The organism is Accumulibacter sp., assembly GCF_023806565.1.
Taxonomy (GTDB): Bacteria; Pseudomonadota; Gammaproteobacteria; order Burkholderiales; family Rhodocyclaceae; genus Accumulibacter.
On record NZ_JAMTDV010000021.1, the window covers coordinates 24,190 to 41,182 of the forward strand.

Consider the following 16,993-nt stretch of genomic DNA (forward strand, 5'->3'; position numbering starts at 1 on the left):
TGCGCCACCTCGCAGTCAATGCGACTTGATCATCGTGCCGACGCCGTGATCCGTCAGAATCTCCAGCAGCAAGGCGTGCTCGACGCGACCATCAATGATGTGGACGCTCTTCACGCCATTGCGGGCGGCATCGAGCGCCGAACCGATCTTTGGCAGCATGCCGCCGGACAGCGTGCCGTTGGCGACCATCTCGTCGATCTCTTTCGGCGTCATTCCGGTAATCAGCGCGCCCGCCTCGTCAAGGACGCCGGGGGTATTGGTCAGCAGAACCAGTTTTTCCGCCTTGAGAATTTCCGCGATCTTGCCGGCTACGACATCGGCATTGATGTTGTAAGTCTCGCCTCCCTTGCCGACCCCGATCGGTGCGACTACCGGGATGAAACCGCCCGCTTCGAGGTGTCCGATCAGCGACGGATCGATCTGCGTGATGTCGCCGACCTGCCCGACATCGATCCGGTCCTCGCTGTTGTCCTGGTTGGTCAGCAGCAGCTTTCTCGCGCGAATGAAGCTGCCATCCTTGCCGGTCAGGCCAACCGCCTTGCCGCCAGCCTGGTTGATCAGATTCACCACGTCCTTGTTGACCTGCCCGCCGAGCACCATTTCGACGATTTCCATCGTTTCGGCATCGGTCACGCGCATTCCCTGGACGAACCTGCCTTTCTTGCCGACTCGTTTGAGCAGGCTCTCGATCTGCGGGCCGCCACCGTGAACGACCACGACGTTCATCCCGACGAGCTTGAGCAGCACCACGTCGCGCGCGAAGCATAGCTTGAGATGCTCATCGGTCATCGCATTGCCACCGTACTTGACAACGATCGTCTTGCCGTGAAACCGTTTGATGTACGGAAGTGCCTCGGCGAGAATGGCGGCTTCGTCGGCGGGGGTGATCGTACGATGGCTCATGGCGAGAATCCTGATGATAGGCCGGGGATTTTACCCGGCGTGTCGGCAAATACAAAGGCGACCGACGCCGCTGCGAGAGGAATGTCTGCTGGCTCAGACCACGAAAGAGCATGAGACTTTTCGATTCGATCGACCGTCCGCTCCGCTATCGTGGCCGCTTCGCGCCTTCACCAACCGGTCCGCTGCATTTCGGTTCGCTGGTCGCAGCCATCGGCAGCTACCTGGACGCCCGCGCCAATGGCGGCGACTGGTTGCTGCGAATCGAAGACGTGGACCAGCCGCGGACGGCACGAGGTGCGGCAGACGACATTCTGCGCACGCTCGACGCGTTCGGCTTCGAGTGGGACGGTGTGGTGCTGCTGCAGAGCCGGCGTCTCGATGTCTATCGCGCAGCGCTCCGAAGGCTGCAGGCCGACGGTCGGGCGTACCCTTGTGCCTGTTCGCGGAGCGAGATTGCCGCCCGTTCGCCGCCCCCCTCGGTGGACGGCGGGCTGGTGTATCCCGGGAACTGCCGCACCGGTCTGGCGGCGGGAAGGACGGCACGTGCCTGGCGACTACGGGTGGAGAACTGCGACATTGCCTTTGACGACCGGGTGCAGGGTTCGCAGCAGCAGAATCTCGCGCGTGCCGTCGGCGATTTTGTTCTGTTGCGTGCCGACGGACAGTATGCCTATCAACTCGCTGTGGTTGTAGACGATGCGGCCCAGGGGGTCAACGCGGTGGTTCGCGGCGTCGATCTGCTCGACTCGACGGCGCGCCAGATCTGGTTGCAGCGCAGCCTGGAACTGCCGACGCCCAGCTACGCCCACCTGCCGCTGGTTACCAACGCGGCCGGGGAAAAGCTCTCCAAACAGACGCGTGCGGAGGCGGCCGATGCGGCGGGCGGCAGCGGCGTGCTGGCCGAGGCGCTGCGCTTTCTCGGGCATGCGGTACCGGAGGAAATCAGCCGCGGTTCGCTACGCGATTTCTGGCGCTGGGCGATTGCCCACTGGTCGATCGAGCGAGTGCCGGTACGGCGCGGTGCCTCCCTCGCCCGGATAGACCGTTTCACGAGTGTTCAGTGCCTGCCACCGTAGCCGACGAACCCGACGAACATGCGCACCAGGTTGTAGCTTGCCCAGCGCAGCAGACGCGAATGCCACGGCAGGCGTATCCAGCGATCGGCGCGCAACTCCCGTGCGTCATCGCGCATCGCTTGCTTGAGACTGCGCCGCAGTTCTTCGGCGAAGGACCTGTCCTGGACTACGATGTTGGCTTCCCTGGCCAGCAGCAGGCTGAACGGGTCGATGTTCGACGAGCCGACCGTCGCCCAGTGGTCGTCGACGACCGCCACCTTGGCATGCAGGAAGCCGCGCCGATATTCGAAGATGTGGATGCCAGCACGCAGCATCCGGCCGTACAGGGCCTGCGTGGCGTAATGCAGCAATCGGTATTCGACTCGCCCCTGCAGCAGGATGACCACCCTCACGCCACGTCGGGCGGCGCGATACAGCGCTCGCCGAAAGCGGCGACCCGGCAGGAAATATGCGTTGGCGAGGAGAATGTTTTCGCGGGCGGTGGCGATCGCCGCCAGGTACGCCTCCTCGATGTCTCGCCGATGACGGATATTGTCACGCACGAGGAAGGCTGCCGTTTGCTGACCGCGTGCCTTCGGCTGCTCGTGCAGGGTCCTGGGGAGCCGGAAGCGTCGATTCAGTCGCGCCCACACGACCAACTCCCACACGCGGCGCAACGCGAACTGTATCGGCCCCAGCAACGGGCCTTCGATACGCACCGCGTAGTCGTGGCGCGTCGGAAACTGCGGCGTCCGGTCATCAATGACGTTGATGCCGCCGACAAAGGCGATTTCGCCGTCGATCGCTACCAGTTTGCGGTGCAGCCGGCGCAGGCGATGGCGGCGCAGCCGGAAGCGCGCGATCTCGGGCCGATAGACCAGTGCCTGCACGCCGGCGGCTGCTAGCTGCGGCTGGAACTGATCGGCAAAGCCGGAAGCACCGAAGCCATCGACCAGGACTCGCACCGCCACGCCACGGCGCGCGGCGCTCGCCAGGGCATCGGCGATGGCGCGGCCGGTATCGTCGTTCTCGAAAATGTAGCTTTCGAGATGAACTTCACGCCGCGCGTCGTGGATCGCGCCGAGCAGCGCCGGGAAATACTCGGCGCCGCTGTTGAGCAAGGTCAGTCGGTTGCCGGGAAGGAACTTGACAGCCATCGCGGCACAGGTGAGCCGGAAAATGGGTACGAGCGCCGTCCACGCGACCCGGCGTCGTTCGGCGGCGGACGCATCACCAGCGTCGTCGGCCTTCTCGGCAGGCGCATCTGGTGACGCGGCGTCGTCGCTCTACGGCTGCTGATTGACGATCACCACCTGCGCCGGCATCGGCGCCGGGAAGCCGGCCGCGGCAAGGGCTTCACGAATTGTCCGGTTGGTGTCGAAATAGACTTGCCAGTAGTGGTCGTTGTGGCAGTAAGGGCGTACTGCCAGGACCGGACCGACGAGATTGAATTCGAGAATCTCGACATCGACTGCAGGATTCGACAACACGTTCGGAATCAGCGCGATCTTTTCCTTGAGCAGAGCCATCGCGGCTGCATGATCCGCAGCGCCGGCAAGCTGCGCCTTCAGCTCGACTCGACGGTGGGGATTGGCCGAGAAATTCTGGATGGTGTCGCCAAAGATCTTGCTGTTGCCGACGAGGGTAAGGACGTTGTCCGGGGTGTTCAGTGAGGTGGTGAACAGTCCAATTTCCGTGACCGTACCGGTGATGCCGCCGACCGTCACGAAATCGTCGACCTTGATCGGTCGCAGGATGATCAGGAACACGCCGCCGGCAAAATTGGCCAGCAGCCCGGACCAGGCCAGTCCGATGGCAACACCGGCAGCGGCAAAGAGCGCCGCGAAGGTGGTCGTCTGGATGCCGAAATAGCCCAGGATGCCGATCACCAGCAGGATGTTGAGGGTGACGTGAATCACCGTGCCGAGGTAGCGCATCAGGGTGGCATCGACCTTCTGGCGCCCCAGAGTACTCTGGATCATGCGCCCAACGAGGCCGATCAGCCAGCGACCAATGATCCAGAAGGCGATCGCGGCCAGCACCTTGACGCCCAGCTCCGAGACGTACTGGACTGCGATCCCCTGCCAGCGCGAGATGTCTTCCGTGTTCATGAGTTTCTCCTAAGTGTTGATACACGATCAGTTTCCCATTGTCGTGCGGGCTACGCAAGCCCGCGGGCATGCCCGCAGGCATGTCGGTTTGCGCCACGGATCGCTGACGATACGTGCCGAGTGGCTGCCGAGCAAGATGAGCGGAGCGAGCGTCGGCGGCTTCCTTCGACACCTTCTCGCCCGGGACGATGCGTGCAAGAATAGTCGGCAATCGGCCATCGGTCTCGCTTGATGCACGTCAATGCCGGCGCGTCGATGCGCTCTTCTAATACCTGGTTTTGGGGACGGTACGATGTTTCGAATCTCGCAGTACATGCAGGAACTCGCGGTGCCCAAGCCGGCCGGACCCAAACAGAATCCGCCGGCGCCCGTCGTCATCTGGAATCTGATCCGCCGTTGCAACCTGACCTGCAAGCACTGCTATTCCATTTCGGCCGACAAGGATTTCCCTGGTGAGCTGACAACCGAAGAAATCTACGTGGTGCTGGACGACCTCAGGGGTTTTCGGGTGCCGGTGCTGATCCTTTCCGGCGGCGAACCTTTGTTGCGTCCGGACATCTTCGACATCGCGCGACGTGCCAAGGCGCTGGGTTTTTACGTCGGCCTGTCGTCCAACGGCACCTTGATTGACGAAGCGAACATCGATCGCATCGCCGGCTGCGAATTCGATTACGTCGGCGTTTCACTCGATGGCATCGGTGCGACCCATGACAGGTTCCGCCGAATGCAGGGAGCATTCGCTGCATCGCTCCGGGGAATTCGCCTGTGCCGTGACCGCGGACTGAAAATCGGCGTCCGCTTCACGCTGACCCAGGACAATGCGCAGGATCTGCCGGCGCTGCTCGAACTCGTCGAAAACGAAGGCATCGACCGCTTCTATTTCTCCCATCTCAATTACGCGGGTCGCGGCAACACGAACCGCAAGGACGATGCGCAGCATCGGCTGACCCGCTGGGCGATGGATCTGCTCTTCGAGACCTGCTGGGCCTATCAGCAGCGCGGCCTGCACAAGGAGTTCACCAGCGGCAACAACGATGCCGATGGAGTGTACTTCCTGCACTGGGTGGAGAAACGCTTCCCAGACCGCGTCGACAACATTCGGGCACGCCTGATTCAGTGGGGAGGCAATTCGTCTGGCGTCAATGTGGCCAACATCGACAACCTGGGCAATGTGCATCCCGACACCATGTGGTGGCATTACAGCCTGGGAAACGTTCGCCAACGGCCCTTCTCGGAAATCTGGATGGACGTTTCCGATTCGCTGATGGCGGGACTCAAGCAGTTTCCACGCAAGGTCTCGGGGCGCTGTGGCGAGTGCCGGCATTTCGCGATCTGCAACGGCAATACCCGAGTGCGAGCCCAGCAGCTGACTGGCGACCCCTGGGCCGAAGATCCGGGTTGTTATCTCGACGATGACGAAATCGGCATCCTTCCCGGTCGCGAGCGGAGTGCCTCGATGCCTCGTTTCAGCATCGGGAGGGCGCCATGACCCGGCGAACCGGCCGTTTGGCCTGTGCTCTCGTGGCCGTACTCGCGACTGCGTCGTTGCCAGCCGCTGCTGCCGAAGTCCAGTCGCTGTACCAGGAGCACTGCATGGCCTGTCATGGCGAATCCCGCCTGGGTGGCATCGGTCCGGCACTCCTCCCGGAGAGCCTGGAACGCCTGCGCCGGGGGGACGCGGTGAAAGTCATCCGCGAGGGACGGGTGGCGACGCAGATGCCGCCTTTTGGTGACAAGCTCGGTATGGACGAGGTGGAAAAACTGGTGGAATGGATCTACACACCGCTGGAGCCGCCCCCCGCCTGGGGTGAGGCGGAGATCCGCGCTTCGCACCTGTTCGATCCGGTCGCTGCCAAGCTGCCGGCGCAGCCCGGCCCAGGATTGCGGGGCGCCGACCCATTGAATCTGTTCGTCGTGGTCGAGGCCGGCGACCATCATGTTTCGCTGCTCGACGGCGACAGGCTGGAGCGCCTGCACCGTTTTCCGAGCCGTTACGCGCTGCACGGCGGACCGAAGTTTTCGCCGGACGGGCGCTTCGTCTACTTTGCTTCGCGTGACGGCTGGATCACGAAATATGATCTCTACAACCTGGTGGTCGTCGCCGAAATTCGTGCCGGCCTGAACACGCGCAATGCCGCGGTTTCGGGGGACGGAAAGTGGGTGATGGTCGGCAACTACCTGCCGCACAACCTGGTCGTGCTCGATGCCGCCGACCTCTCGCTGGTGAAAATCATTCCGACCGTGACGAAGGCCGGCAGCTCGCGCGTATCCGCAGTCTACGATGCGGCGCCACGCAAGAGTTTCGTCGCCGCCCTCAAGGACGTGCCGGAAGTCTGGGAGATCAGCTATGATCCGGATGCCAGGCCGATCGCTGAAGGCTTGGTGCACGACTATCAGTACCAGGAAGGGCACTTCAAAGAGGCGATGTTCTCCCCACGCCGGACCAGGCTCGTAGACTGTCTCGATGACTTCTTCTTTACTCAGGGCTACGACACGATTCTCGGCTCGTCACGTTCGGCGACCCGAGGACAGGTGATTCAACTCGATGTACGGCAGAAAATCGCCGATCTCGATCTGCCTGGAATGCCGCATCTTGGCTCCGGAATCACCTGGAAGTGGAAGGACCCGTCCGGACGCGAACGAACGGTCATGGCTTCTCCCAACCTCAACGAGGGACTGGTGACCGTGATCGACCTGAATACCTACCAGACCATCCGGCAGATCAGAACGCTCGGACCAGGCTTTTTCCTGCGCAGCCACGAAAAGAGCCGATATGCTTTTACCGACTCGATGATGAGCAGGGATTACCGGAACACCTTGCAGGTGATCGACAAACAGAACCTCGAAGTCGTCGCGCAGATCGAAGCGGATCGCGGCCAGACCCTGGCGCATGTCGAGTTCACGCGGGACGGCCGCTACGCGCTCGCCAGTCTGTGGGAACTGGATGGTGCACTGCTGGTGATCGATGCGCAGACACTCAAGGAAGTCAAACGCATTCCGGCGAACAAACCGGTCGGCAAGTACAACGTTTGGAATAAAATATCGCGTTCCGAGGGCACCAGTCACTGAGCGGGTGCCCGGCGAGGTTGAAAGAATTGGTCATGAGCAAGTTCGTCGTCCGGCTGTCGCACGTTCTCTTGGCGACAGCCTTTTTCTTCCCTGCTGCGGTGGCACTGGCCGTACCGAAAGCTGCCGAGAGCGAGGAAGAAGCGGTGACCTTCGGCGAGGCAGGCGCCCCGCCCAAACCGGTGGCAAAGCACGTGGCGTCGGCAGCGAAGCCGCCCGCAGGTACGGTCGAAAGGCGCTCGGCAGGCAAACCCGTGAAGCATCCGGGAAGCAAGCCCTCGGCCAGCACCGGCACACGATCGGCAGGCGCGGCGGCCAAGCCGGCAAAGCAGGCGGTTCCACGAGCGCAGAGTGGGAAACCGCCGCTGGCCAGGAAGGAAGCCCGGTCGACAAACTCCACAGGCAAGCACTCGGCAGCGACCGCCAAGGCATCGCCGGCGCAGCAGGCTTCCGCGAAGAAGAATGGTTCGGCACGGAAGAAATAGCGGCGGTATCTTCCCGCTGCGGCGCGGTGCCGAAGATTGCCGGGCGAGTCGCCGGTTCCCTGATCGTCGTCCATGCCGGAGATTCCGATGCCCATTGCCTTCTTGATTGCCTTGCTGTCGGCCGCCTTGCCGGTCATGGCGCAAGTGCCGCGCATCGAGCTGACCGCCGGTTTCTACCGAATCGAAGCGGAAGTGGCCGCGGACGACCAGACTCGTATGCAGGGCCTGATGCATCGCCGTAGCATGCCTGCCAACCAGGGCATGCTGTTCGTTTTTCCACAAGCCGCCGTGCACTGCATGTGGATGCGAAATACCCTTCTCCCTCTGTCGGTAGCCTTTCTCGACGAAAGCGGACGAATCCTGAACATCGAGGAGATGCAGCCGCAGACGGAAGACAATCATTGCGCTGCCAAGCCTGCGCGCTATGCGCTGGAAATGAACCAGGGCTGGTTTTCCAGCAAGAGCATCAAACCGGGGAGTCGGGTCAATGGCCTCGAAAAGTCTCCAGTCCCGCACTAGTTGACGATGCCACGGTGCGGCTTGCGCCAGTGATTCATGGAGACAGCCTCAGATGGCGTCAGAGTCTGTTGCGCACTGCCGAGAACGCACCGTTCCTGCACTGGCTGCGTGACCGAGGTTCCCTGACGGCGCGCATCGAGGAGCGAGGGCGTTTCGCGGTACGGGTGCTACGCCAGGGCCTGCAGCGGACGACGCCCGACGAAGCGTCCGCGCTCGGGCTTCCGTGCGGGGTGCATGCCTGGGTACGGGAGGTGGCGTTGTCCTGTGACGACCGGATCGTCGTCTTCGCGCATACGGTTCTGCCCTATCGGCCGCGCGGTCCGTTGACGCTTTGGCTGGCCCGCCTCGGCAGTCGCTCCCTTGGCGCGCTGCTCTTCGCACACGTCGGTTTCACGCGTGGCCCGATGGCTTTCAAGCGGATCGATCGACGCGACGCGTTGTTTTCGTCGGCAATCGGCGGTCTGCAACTTGGTGACCGGGTACCAGTTGCCCTTTGCGCTCGTCGCTCGCGCTTCGGTTTCGGTGCGCAATCCGTGCTGGTGACCGAGGTTTTCTCGCCGACCCTGTTGCAGTTCGATCGATGCCGCGCGCCGGCGGCGGTGCGCGGCAATTGATTCGTGCCGGAGCAGAGTTCAGATCACGCGCTGCAAGTGAATCAGAACGGAAATCCTCGCTCCCAGCCAGCCCAGCACCCCGCCGATCACGGTCAGGACGACGACGTCCGTTGCCGAAGGCCCCTGCAGGGCGAAACTGGATCCGTACAGGCGGGCGAGTTCCGCCACACCCGGCGTCAGCAGATGGAAGCCTGCGCTTGCCAGCAGGGCCGCTACCAGGCCACCCAGGGCGCCCTGCAGCATTCCGAAATAATGCAGGGGACGCTGGATGTAGCTGTCGGTGGCACCGATCAGTTTGGCCACCTCGATTTCGGCCGCCTGGGCAAGGATTTGCAGGCGAATCGTGTTGAAGGTGATGGTCACCATGGCTCCGGCGAAAAGCGCGCCAAGCAGCATGATCACCAGCTTGCCGAGACGCAAGAGAGCGTCCAAACGTTTGACCCAGGCTGAATCGAGCTGGACGTGTGCCACCTTTGGCCAGGTCGAGAAGTTTCTTGCCAATTGCTCGAGTGCTTCCGGTCGCACATCGGTCGGAGTCACGATGAAAGCGTCGGGCAACGGGTTGCGCGGCAGACTGCCAATGATCTCGGCCATTCCTTCTGCCGCCTGCAGTCGCTTCAATGCCTCCTCACGCGGTACAAAGCGCCAGTTTCCGGCGCGCGCCTCCCGGAGCCGCGAATCAATGTCGTTGAACTCGCGTTTGCCTGCTTCGACGGTGAGGAAGATGCTGATCTGTTGCACGCCCGGCGCGTCGCCCGCAAGCTGGCGAAGGTTGTCGAGTGTCAGCCATCCGGCGGTCGGCAGGGTCAGCGCGACTCCGATCACCAGCAGCGAGAGCAGCGAATTGAGCGGAGCCGCCGTCATCCGACGCACGGCGTCGCGCAGTGCCGCCTGGTGCTGGGCGAGCCATCCGATCACGGTGCGCTCGTGTCCGGGACTGGACGCTGTTCGGATTCGCTCAAATCTCCCCGTTCGAGGAGCAGGACACGCGCTCGCATATTGGGCAGCAGGAGTGGATCGTGCGTAGCAATGAGGACGGTTACTCCCACTTGCTGAAAGGCGCGAAAGATTTCAAAGATGTCGCCTGCCGAAGCGCTATCGAGATTGGCCGTCGGTTCGTCGGCAAGGATGATCGCCGGTCTATTGACCACGGCGCGCGCAATTGCCAGCCGTTGTTGCTCACCCCCCGAGAGCGCGATCGGGAAAGTCCGTTCCCGACCGGGGAGGCCGACCCTGGCCAGCGCTGCCTGTGCCCGGCGGCGCGCGTCCTTCGCGGGATGGCCGACGATTGCCAATGGCAACAGTACGTTGTCGAGAACGTTTCGATCGAACAACAATTTGCGGTCCTGGAAGATCAGTCCGAGTTTACGGCGCAGGAAGGGGATCGCATTTCTGCGCAGCGAAGCGAGATTCTGACCGTTGATCACGATGCTGCCCGAAGTCGGACGTTCGATCGCGGCCAAGAGCCTGAACAGCGTCGACTTGCCTGCGCCGGAGTGGCCGGTGAGGAAGACCATCTCCCCGGTGGTGATCTCGAAGCTTACATTGCGCAGCGCTTCGCGGCCTTCGGGGTAGCGTTTGCAGACGTCGCTGGCGGTGATCACGCGAACAGCGCGTCTACGAAATCGCGGGCGACGAATGGCCGGAGATCGTCGATACCTTCACCGACGCCGATGAAACGTACCGGCTTCGGGCACTGGCGGGCGATGGCGGCGACCACCCCGCCTTTCGCCGAACCGTCGAGCTTGGTCAGCACCAGACCGCTGACCTGGATTGCCTTGTCGAAGGCCATCACTTGCTGCAGGGTATTCTGGCCAAAGGTCGCGTCGAGTACCAGCAAGGTTTCGTGCGGGCCCGACGGGTCAGCCTTCTGGATGACGCGGCGGACTTTGGCGATCTCGTCCATCAGGTGTAGCTGCGTCGGCAGGCGGCCGGCGGTGTCGGCCAGCACGATGTCGATGCCCCGCGCCCTGGCTGCAGCGATGGCGTCGAAAATCACCGCCGCCGGATCACCGGACTGCTGTGCGATAACCGTCACATTGTTGCGCTCACCCCAGGTCTGCAACTGCTCGCGCGCAGCGGCGCGGAAAGTGTCGCCGGCTGCCAGCAAGACGGATAGACCCTGCCCCTGAAAATGCCTGGCCAGCTTGCCGATCGAAGTGGTCTTGCCGGCGCCGTTGACTCCGGCAATCATGATCACGAAGGGACGATGCGAGGCAAGATCGAGCGGTTCCTCGAGCGGCCGCAGGAGTTCGTAGAAGACTTCCGTTAGCGCCTGCTGAATGGCTTCCGGCGTATCGAGCTTGTCGCGCCTGGCACGCATCTTCAGTTGATAGAGCAGGTGCTCGGTCGCATCGAGCCCGACGTCGCTGCTCAACAGCAGAGTTTCGAGATCCTCGAGCAGTTCGTCGTCTACCTTGCCACGTGCGAACAGCGATTTCAGCTTGCCGCCGAACTGCGCTCGAGTACGCGCCAAGCCGGCCTTGAGGCGCTGTCGCCAAGGTACGGCAACAACCGTCTCGGGGTATTCAGAGACGGCTGGACTGCCTGTCGCGGGCTGCTCGCCAGGGGATTTCTTGAGGAAACCAAACATGATGCTTCCGTCTATCAAAGGCGCCTGGCGGCAGCGGCAATGGTAAGATGCCGCCGCAGCTACCTGACAACCGCAAATTCTATCAGAAGCGACGAATGCCGATGCCTTACCCGCGATTGATTCTGCTGGTTCTTGCAGCGCCGTTGCTGGCGCTGGCCAATCCTTACGAGCAGCAGCTGGCGAATGGCCTGCGAGTGATCGTCCGTGAGGATAGCCGTGCACCGACGGTAGTGCATATGGTCTGGTACCGGGCAGGCAGCATGGACGAGACGAATGGCCGTACCGGGGTGGCGCACGTCCTCGAACACATGATGTTCAAGGGGACGCCGACCACTGGCCCCGGGGAGTTCAACCGTCGCGTGGCGGCCGCGGGTGGGCGGGACAATGCGTTTACCAGCCGGGACTATACGGCCTACTTTCAACAGGTGCCGAAGCAGAACCTCTCCGAGATGATGCAACTGGAAGCCGATCGCATGCGGCATCTGAACCTCGACGTGCGCGAGTTTGGGCAGGAAATCAGGGTGGTCATGGAAGAGCGGCGGCTGCGTACCGAAGACCAACCGCAGTCGCTGCTCCTGGAACAACTGACCGCCGTGGCCTTGCAGGTGCACCCGTATCGGGTGCCGATCATCGGCTGGATGAACGATCTCGAGAACATGACGGCAAGTGACGCGCGTTTGTGGTACGACAACTGGTACGCGCCGAACAACGCCTATGTTGTGGTCGTCGGGGACGTCGACCACGACGCTGTCTTCCAGCTGGCCGAAAAGCATTACGGCGCCCTGTCGGCGCGCAGCTTGCCAGTGCGCAAACCGCAGGACGAGCCACCACAGGTCGGAGTTCGCCGGTTGACGGTGAAAGCCCCGGCCGAGTTGCCGGTGGTGATGATGGCCTACAAGGTGCCGGTGATCCGCGGCGTCGAGAGCGATGTCGATCCCTACGCGCTGGAAATGCTTTCGGCCGTACTTGCGGGGCACGAAGCGGCGCGCTTCTCCCGGCACCTGGTACGTGAGCAGCGTCTGGCGGTGAATGCGACGGCCAGCTACGATTCGGTGGCGCGTGGCCCCGGCCTGTTCTACCTCTATGGTTCGCCGAGCGAAGGAAGGACCCGCGGTGAGCTCGAAGCGGGTCTGCGCGCCGAACTCGCGCGTGTGCAGGAGCAGGGAGTGGCTGCCGACGAATTGAGGCGGGCGAAGGCGCAGCTCATTGCCGGGCAGATCTACAAGCTCGACTCGATGTTCGCCCAGGCCATGGAAATCGGACAACTCGAATCCGCCGGGATTTCGTACACGATGAACCGGCGCATGATCGAAAAGCTGCAGGCGGTCACCGCCGAACAGGTGCAGGCGGTGGCCAGGAAATACTTTCGCGAAGAGCTGTTGACCGTCGCCGAACTCGATCCGCAACCCTTGCCGCCGCCGCGCGCGCGCTCGCCGTTTGTTTTTCGCCATTGAGAGTCACGTTCATGATCCCGTTCCGGTTGCTGACTTGCCTGTTTCTTGCGCTTGCCATGCAGATGGCGCAGGCGGGTCCGAAGATCGAGCGCTGGCAGACGACGGGGGGCGCCACAGTTCTCTTTGTCGAGAATCACAGTCTGCCGATCGTCGATGTACAAGTCGATTTCGCCGCCGGTACGGCGCGTGAGGCCGCAGGCAAGGCGGGCGTCGCCTCCCTGACCCGATCACTGCTCGATCTGGGCGCCGCCGGGATGGACGAGATGCAGATTGCCAGCCGGATGGCCGACCTTGGCGCCAAGCTCTCGGGTGGTGTCGATATGGATCGCGCCTCGGTCACCCTGCGGACGCTATCGATGCCCGACAAGCGTGAACCGGCGCTGGCCATGCTACGGGCCATCCTGAGCAGTCCACAGTTCGCTGCTGACGTTTTCGATCGCGAAAGGGCGCGTTCGATTGCCAGTCTCAAGGAAGCGTTGACGCGCCCCGACGCGATTGCCAGCCGGGCTTTCTGGGCGGCAATGTATGGCGCGCATCCCTATGGACGTTATGCCACGCCCGAATCGGTGGGTGCCCTCACGCGCGCCGACGTGCTTGCCTTCCATGCGGGCAACTACACGGCGCAGCGGGCCAGCCTGGCCATTGTCGGCGACCTGTCGCGCGCGCAGGCCAAGGCAGTGGCGGAAGAGCTGACTGCCGGTCTGCCTTCGGGTCCGGGTGGACTGGCCATCGCCGTACCCGAAATGCCGGCGGCCGGCGAGCAGCGCATTTCTCATCCGGCGGCACAGGCGCATCTGCTGCTCGGACTGCCGGCGCTCAAGCGCGGCGATCCCGACTTTTTTCCCTTGTCGGTCGGAAACTATTCGCTCGGCGGCGGCGGTTTTGTTTCGCGCCTGATGAAGGAAGTCCGCGACAAGCGCGGGCTGGCCTACAGCGTACACAGCTACTTCTTGCCGCTGCAGCAGTTGGGACCCTTTCAGCTTGGCCTGCAGACCAAGAAGGCGCAGGTCAACGACGCATTGCAGGTCGCCAGGGAAGTGCTGGCCAACTTCCTGGATCAGGGACCGAGCGAAGCGGAGCTGAAGGCCGCCAAGCAGAATCTGATCGGCAGCTTTCCCTTGCGACTCGACAGCAATCGAAAGCTTCTGGAAAATGTCGCGATGATTGGTTTCTACGGCCTGCCGCTCGATTATCTCGATCACTATCCCGAAAACATCGAAAAGGTGACGGTGGCCGATGTCAAGGCAGCGTTCTCGCGACACGTACGCCCGGAGCATCTGGTGACCGTGGTGGTCGGTGGGGAGTAGCGTCCTGAATTCGTTGCGCATCATTGGTGGTGAATGGCGCCGGCGGACCTTGCGCTTCCCCGATTCGCCGACGCTGCGACCGACGCCCGACCGGGTGCGCGAGACGCTGTTCAACTGGCTCGGGCAGGAACTGACCGGCCTGCGCTGCCTGGACCTGTTTGCCGGCAGTGGAGCCCTGGGTTTCGAGGCGGCCTCGCGTGGCGCGGCCGAGGTGGTGATGGTCGATCACTCGCCAAAGATCCTGGCAGCGCTCGCCATTAGCGCGCAAGCCCTCGATACGGGTCCGCGTGTCCGTATTGTGCATTCGGATGCGGTAAGATTTCTTTCTTCCGTGGGATCGCGTTTCGACGTATTGTTTCTCGATCCGCCGTTTCACGACGCCTGGATGGATCGGTTGGCGCCTCTGCTGCCGCGTGTTCTGGCGGACGATGGCGCGATTTATGCCGAGGCGGAAAAATTCCTGACGGGCCTGGGCAACTGGCGCACGGTGCGTCACGGCCGGGCGGGCCAGGTGTTCTATCACTTGATGCGGCGAGGGGAAGCGGATGGCATTGAATAGGCGAGTGGCAATCTATGCGGGCACCTTCGATCCGATGACCCGGGGGCACGAGGATCTCGTCCGGCGTGCCACTTGCCTTTTCGATCGGGTGATCGTGGCGATTGCCCAGAATCAGCCGAAGCGCCCTTTCTTCTCGCTGGCGGAACGGGTGGAAATGGCTCAGGAGGTGCTTGCGCCGTACCGCAACGCCGAAGTCTGCGGCTTCGACGGTTTACTGATGGACTTTCTGCATGCCAAGGGTGCCAAGGTGATCATCCGCGGGCTGCGGGCGGTTTCCGACTTCGATTACGAGTTCCAGATGGCGGGGATGAACAGGAATCTGTACCCCGAAGTCGAAACCGTGTTCCTGACTCCGGCCGAGCAGTACCTGTTCATTTCCGCGACGATGGTGCGGGAGATCGCCATTCTCGGTGGCGATGTCAGCAAGTTCGTGCAACCAGCGATCCGTGAGCGGCTCGCCAAGCGTGTCCGAGAAATTTCAACGATCTGAAGGAACAAGCAAGAATGGCTTTGATTATTACCGACGAATGCATCAACTGCGACGTGTGCGAGCCGGAGTGCCCGAACGAAGCAATCTCCCAGGGGCCAGAGATCTACGAGATCGATCCGAACAAGTGTACCGAGTGCGTCGGGCACTACGATACTCCGCAATGCGTCGAGGTCTGTCCGGTAGATTGCATTCCCAAGGATCCGGCGCACGTCGAGAGCGAAGGTCAGCTGTGGGTAAAGTACGAGAAATTGACCGGGAATCCGGGGCGCCGCTGACAGAAGCCCTCCAGCTACGGAAGATTCTTGTATGCGAGCCATTGAGGAAGAAATCGAGCAGATCGAGCGCGGGTCGGAAGAACTGCTGATCCGAGCCGAACTGCTCGAAAAACTGAAGGCCGGTCGGCCTCTGCGGATCAAGGCAGGATTTGATCCCACGGCGCCCGATCTGCATCTCGGGCACACGGTCCTGATCAACAAACTCCGGCATTTTCAGGATCTCGGTCATCACGTGATGTTCCTGATCGGGGATTTCACCGGAATGATTGGGGATCCGACCGGCAAGAACGTGACGCGACCGCCCTTGTCACGCGAGCAGATCGTCGTCAATGCCCGGACTTATCAGGAGCAGGTGTTCAAGATTCTCGACCCGCAAAAAACGGAAATCTGCTTCAATTCACGCTGGTTCGAGCCGCTGGGAGCGTCCGGAATGATCCGGCTGGCCGCTCTGCACACGGTGGCGAGGATGCTGGAACGCGACGATTTTGCCAAGCGCCATCGCAATGGTCAGCCGATCGCGATCCACGAACTGCTCTATCCGCTATGCCAGGGGTATGACTCCGTTGCGATGAGGGCCGACGTCGAACTCGGTGGTACCGATCAGAAGTTCAACCTCCTCGTTGGACGAGAGTTGCAGAAGCACTACGGGCAGGCGCCGCAGTGCATTCTGACCATGCCACTGCTCGAAGGACTGGACGGCATCAACAAGATGTCAAAGTCGCTCGGAAATTACGTGGGAATCAACGAGCCGCCCGCTGAGATGTTCGGCAAATTGATGTCGATTTCCGATGACTTGATGTGGCGATACTTCGAGCTGCTTTCGTTCCGAAGCATGCAGGCCATCAATGACTTGCAACAGGAGGCGGCGGGCGGCCGCAATCCGCGTGACATCAAGGTCCTGCTGGCGCACGAAATCGTCGAGCGCTTTCATGGAACGGTTGCCGCCGCGCAGGCGCAGGCCGACTTCGATGCGCGCTTTCGGCAGGGGGTCATTCCCGAAGACATCCCGCAGGTGAACCTGCTGGCTGGCGAGTCACCCCCTGCCATCGCGCAGGTCCTCAAGCAGGCGGGCCTTACTGGCAGCACCTCGGAGGCTTTGCGCATGATCGAGCAAGGTGGCGTCAGAGTGGACGGCATCCGGATAGACGACAAACAGTTTGTGCTTCCGAGCAAAGGGAGCTTCGTCCTGCAGGTCGGCAAGCGCAAGTACGCCCGAGTCAGCATCGCCTGAGCGAGGATCAGACGGTCCCGCCTTCGCCACGGGGCAAGAGAGGCTTGCCGTGCCATCAACACCGCGCAGGTTCGCAGTTTCGTTGCTCGGAACGATAGATCCTTTTTAAATTGGCCGCTTATGTGCTTTCGGTGAGCCCTGCCGGAGAGTGTCAGGGCATCGGGGGGCGATTGGCGGGTTCTGCAAGTCCAGGTGTTGACGTCGCAGGAAACGTCTGTATAATGCGCCCCTCTCGCTGCTCGGGCAGCAAGGCGGAGCGGCCGAACAACCGCGCTGCAGCTCTTTAACAACTGGACAACCGATAGGTGTGGGTTCTGGATTTGGTGGTGAT

The 16,993-nt window shown here is 62.2% G+C and carries 18 protein-coding genes; 12 read left to right on the plus strand and 6 right to left on the minus strand.

Features of this window, described 5'->3' with window-relative positions:
• Positions 1 to 15: 15 nt before the first annotated feature.
• Positions 16 to 903 carry an acetylglutamate kinase gene (argB, locus tag NFV80_RS02580; protein ID WP_295325907.1) on the minus strand — a complete coding sequence of 296 codons (888 nt, stop codon included), beginning with the start codon at positions 901 to 903 and terminating at the stop codon, positions 16 to 18.
• A 110-nt stretch (positions 904 to 1,013) separates the two neighbouring features.
• Here argB and gluQRS point away from each other — a divergent pair, with 110 nt between their 5' ends.
• Complete coding sequence (gluQRS, locus tag NFV80_RS02585) at positions 1,014 to 1,979, plus strand: tRNA glutamyl-Q(34) synthetase GluQRS (protein ID WP_295325905.1); 966 nt, start codon at positions 1,014 to 1,016, stop codon at positions 1,977 to 1,979.
• Here the strand turns inward: gluQRS and clsB are convergent.
• Together clsB and NFV80_RS02595 are read right to left on the minus strand one after the other, a co-directional pair.
• Positions 1,961 to 3,115: a cardiolipin synthase ClsB gene (gene clsB / locus NFV80_RS02590; RefSeq protein ID WP_295325902.1), complete on the minus strand. Its 1,155-nt coding sequence runs from the start codon at positions 3,113 to 3,115 to the stop codon at positions 1,961 to 1,963. The genes gluQRS and clsB overlap by 19 nt on opposite strands.
• 129 nt (positions 3,116 to 3,244) lie before the next feature.
• Entirely contained in the window at positions 3,245 to 4,069 is an 825-nt protein-coding gene (locus NFV80_RS02595) for a mechanosensitive ion channel family protein (RefSeq protein ID WP_295325900.1), read from the minus strand.
• A gap of 292 nt (positions 4,070 to 4,361) precedes the next feature.
• Here NFV80_RS02595 and nirJ point away from each other — a divergent pair, with 292 nt between their 5' ends.
• The 5 genes from nirJ (at position 4,362) to NFV80_RS02620 (ending at position 8,753) form a co-directional block, all read left to right on the plus strand.
• Positions 4,362 to 5,558 (plus strand): heme d1 biosynthesis radical SAM protein NirJ, encoded by a 1,197-nt coding sequence (gene nirJ / locus NFV80_RS02600; RefSeq protein WP_295325898.1) that lies wholly within the window; start codon positions 4,362 to 4,364, stop codon positions 5,556 to 5,558.
• Positions 5,555 to 7,138, plus strand: coding sequence for a nitrite reductase (locus tag NFV80_RS02605; RefSeq protein ID WP_295325895.1), 1,584 nt, complete (start codon positions 5,555 to 5,557; stop codon positions 7,136 to 7,138). Before nirJ ends, NFV80_RS02605 begins: the two co-directional genes overlap by 4 nt.
• A gap of 32 nt (positions 7,139 to 7,170) precedes the next feature.
• Complete coding sequence (locus NFV80_RS02610; protein WP_295325893.1) at positions 7,171 to 7,620, plus strand: hypothetical protein; 450 nt, start codon at positions 7,171 to 7,173, stop codon at positions 7,618 to 7,620.
• Between the two features lie 87 nt (positions 7,621 to 7,707).
• Positions 7,708 to 8,139 carry a DUF192 domain-containing protein gene (locus tag NFV80_RS02615; RefSeq protein ID WP_295325890.1) on the plus strand — a complete coding sequence of 144 codons (432 nt, stop codon included), beginning with the start codon at positions 7,708 to 7,710 and terminating at the stop codon, positions 8,137 to 8,139.
• Between the two features lie 68 nt (positions 8,140 to 8,207).
• Positions 8,208 to 8,753, plus strand: a complete 546-nt coding sequence (locus tag NFV80_RS02620; RefSeq protein WP_295325888.1) for a chorismate lyase — start codon at positions 8,208 to 8,210, stop codon at positions 8,751 to 8,753.
• An 18-nt stretch (positions 8,754 to 8,771) separates the two neighbouring features.
• On the opposite strand, the gene ftsX is transcribed toward NFV80_RS02620, so the two are convergent.
• The 3 genes from ftsX to ftsY are packed head-to-tail and all read right to left on the minus strand — an operon-like array spanning position 8,772 to position 11,346.
• Complete coding sequence (gene ftsX, locus NFV80_RS02625) at positions 8,772 to 9,671, minus strand: permease-like cell division protein FtsX (protein ID WP_295325885.1); 900 nt, start codon at positions 9,669 to 9,671, stop codon at positions 8,772 to 8,774.
• Positions 9,668 to 10,357 (minus strand): ATP-binding cassette domain-containing protein, encoded by a 690-nt coding sequence (locus tag NFV80_RS02630; RefSeq protein WP_295325882.1) that lies wholly within the window; start codon positions 10,355 to 10,357, stop codon positions 9,668 to 9,670. Before NFV80_RS02630 ends, ftsX begins: the two co-directional genes overlap by 4 nt.
• Positions 10,354 to 11,346 (minus strand): signal recognition particle-docking protein FtsY, encoded by a 993-nt coding sequence (gene ftsY, locus NFV80_RS02635; RefSeq protein ID WP_295325879.1) that lies wholly within the window; start codon positions 11,344 to 11,346, stop codon positions 10,354 to 10,356. Before ftsY ends, NFV80_RS02630 begins: the two co-directional genes overlap by 4 nt.
• 101 nt (positions 11,347 to 11,447) lie before the next feature.
• On the opposite strand from ftsY, the gene NFV80_RS02640 reads away from it, so the two are divergent.
• From NFV80_RS02640 to tyrS, 6 genes are read left to right on the plus strand one after another with little or no spacing between them, the layout of a single operon-like run.
• Positions 11,448 to 12,800 (plus strand): pitrilysin family protein, encoded by a 1,353-nt coding sequence (locus NFV80_RS02640; RefSeq protein WP_296757733.1) that lies wholly within the window; start codon positions 11,448 to 11,450, stop codon positions 12,798 to 12,800.
• A gap of 11 nt (positions 12,801 to 12,811) precedes the next feature.
• Entirely contained in the window at positions 12,812 to 14,107 is a 1,296-nt protein-coding gene (locus NFV80_RS02645; RefSeq protein ID WP_295325874.1) for a pitrilysin family protein, read from the plus strand.
• Positions 14,108 to 14,111: 4 nt separating this feature from the next.
• Complete coding sequence (rsmD, locus tag NFV80_RS02650) at positions 14,112 to 14,666, plus strand: 16S rRNA (guanine(966)-N(2))-methyltransferase RsmD (protein WP_295325988.1); 555 nt, start codon at positions 14,112 to 14,114, stop codon at positions 14,664 to 14,666.
• Positions 14,659 to 15,156, plus strand: coding sequence for a pantetheine-phosphate adenylyltransferase (gene coaD, locus NFV80_RS02655; RefSeq protein ID WP_295325985.1), 498 nt, complete (start codon positions 14,659 to 14,661; stop codon positions 15,154 to 15,156). The genes rsmD and coaD overlap by 8 nt, the downstream gene beginning before the upstream one ends.
• Positions 15,157 to 15,170: 14 nt before the next feature.
• Positions 15,171 to 15,431 carry a YfhL family 4Fe-4S dicluster ferredoxin gene (locus tag NFV80_RS02660; RefSeq protein WP_295325872.1) on the plus strand — a complete coding sequence of 87 codons (261 nt, stop codon included), beginning with the start codon at positions 15,171 to 15,173 and terminating at the stop codon, positions 15,429 to 15,431.
• Positions 15,432 to 15,462: 31 nt separating this feature from the next.
• Positions 15,463 to 16,662, plus strand: coding sequence for a tyrosine--tRNA ligase (tyrS, locus tag NFV80_RS02665; RefSeq protein WP_295325869.1), 1,200 nt, complete (start codon positions 15,463 to 15,465; stop codon positions 16,660 to 16,662).
• The last annotated feature ends 331 nt before the right edge of the window (positions 16,663 to 16,993 follow it).

What these genes read in the sequence shown, in the direction of transcription:
- NFV80_RS02660 (WP_295325872.1), top strand. Translation starts at nt 15,171, where the DNA reads ATGGCTTTGATTATTACCGACGAATGCATCAACTGCGACGTGTGCGAG.
- nirJ (WP_295325898.1), top strand. Translation starts at nt 4,362, where the DNA reads ATGTTTCGAATCTCGCAGTACATGCAGGAACTCGCGGTGCCCAAGCCG.
- NFV80_RS02605 (WP_295325895.1), top strand. Translation starts at nt 5,555, where the DNA reads ATGACCCGGCGAACCGGCCGTTTGGCCTGTGCTCTCGTGGCCGTACTC.
- NFV80_RS02610 (WP_295325893.1), top strand. Translation starts at nt 7,171, where the DNA reads ATGAGCAAGTTCGTCGTCCGGCTGTCGCACGTTCTCTTGGCGACAGCC.
- ftsY (WP_295325879.1), bottom strand. Translation starts at nt 11,346, where the DNA reads ATGTTTGGTTTCCTCAAGAAATCCCCTGGCGAGCAGCCCGCGACAGGC.
- NFV80_RS02615 (WP_295325890.1), top strand. Translation starts at nt 7,708, where the DNA reads ATGCCCATTGCCTTCTTGATTGCCTTGCTGTCGGCCGCCTTGCCGGTC.
- NFV80_RS02640 (WP_296757733.1), top strand. Translation starts at nt 11,448, where the DNA reads ATGCCTTACCCGCGATTGATTCTGCTGGTTCTTGCAGCGCCGTTGCTG.
- NFV80_RS02645 (WP_295325874.1), top strand. Translation starts at nt 12,812, where the DNA reads ATGATCCCGTTCCGGTTGCTGACTTGCCTGTTTCTTGCGCTTGCCATG.
- gluQRS (WP_295325905.1), top strand. Translation starts at nt 1,014, where the DNA reads ATGAGACTTTTCGATTCGATCGACCGTCCGCTCCGCTATCGTGGCCGC.
- clsB (WP_295325902.1), bottom strand. Translation starts at nt 3,115, where the DNA reads ATGGCTGTCAAGTTCCTTCCCGGCAACCGACTGACCTTGCTCAACAGC.
- argB (WP_295325907.1), bottom strand. Translation starts at nt 903, where the DNA reads ATGAGCCATCGTACGATCACCCCCGCCGACGAAGCCGCCATTCTCGCC.
- tyrS (WP_295325869.1), top strand. Translation starts at nt 15,463, where the DNA reads ATGCGAGCCATTGAGGAAGAAATCGAGCAGATCGAGCGCGGGTCGGAA.
- NFV80_RS02595 (WP_295325900.1), bottom strand. Translation starts at nt 4,069, where the DNA reads ATGAACACGGAAGACATCTCGCGCTGGCAGGGGATCGCAGTCCAGTAC.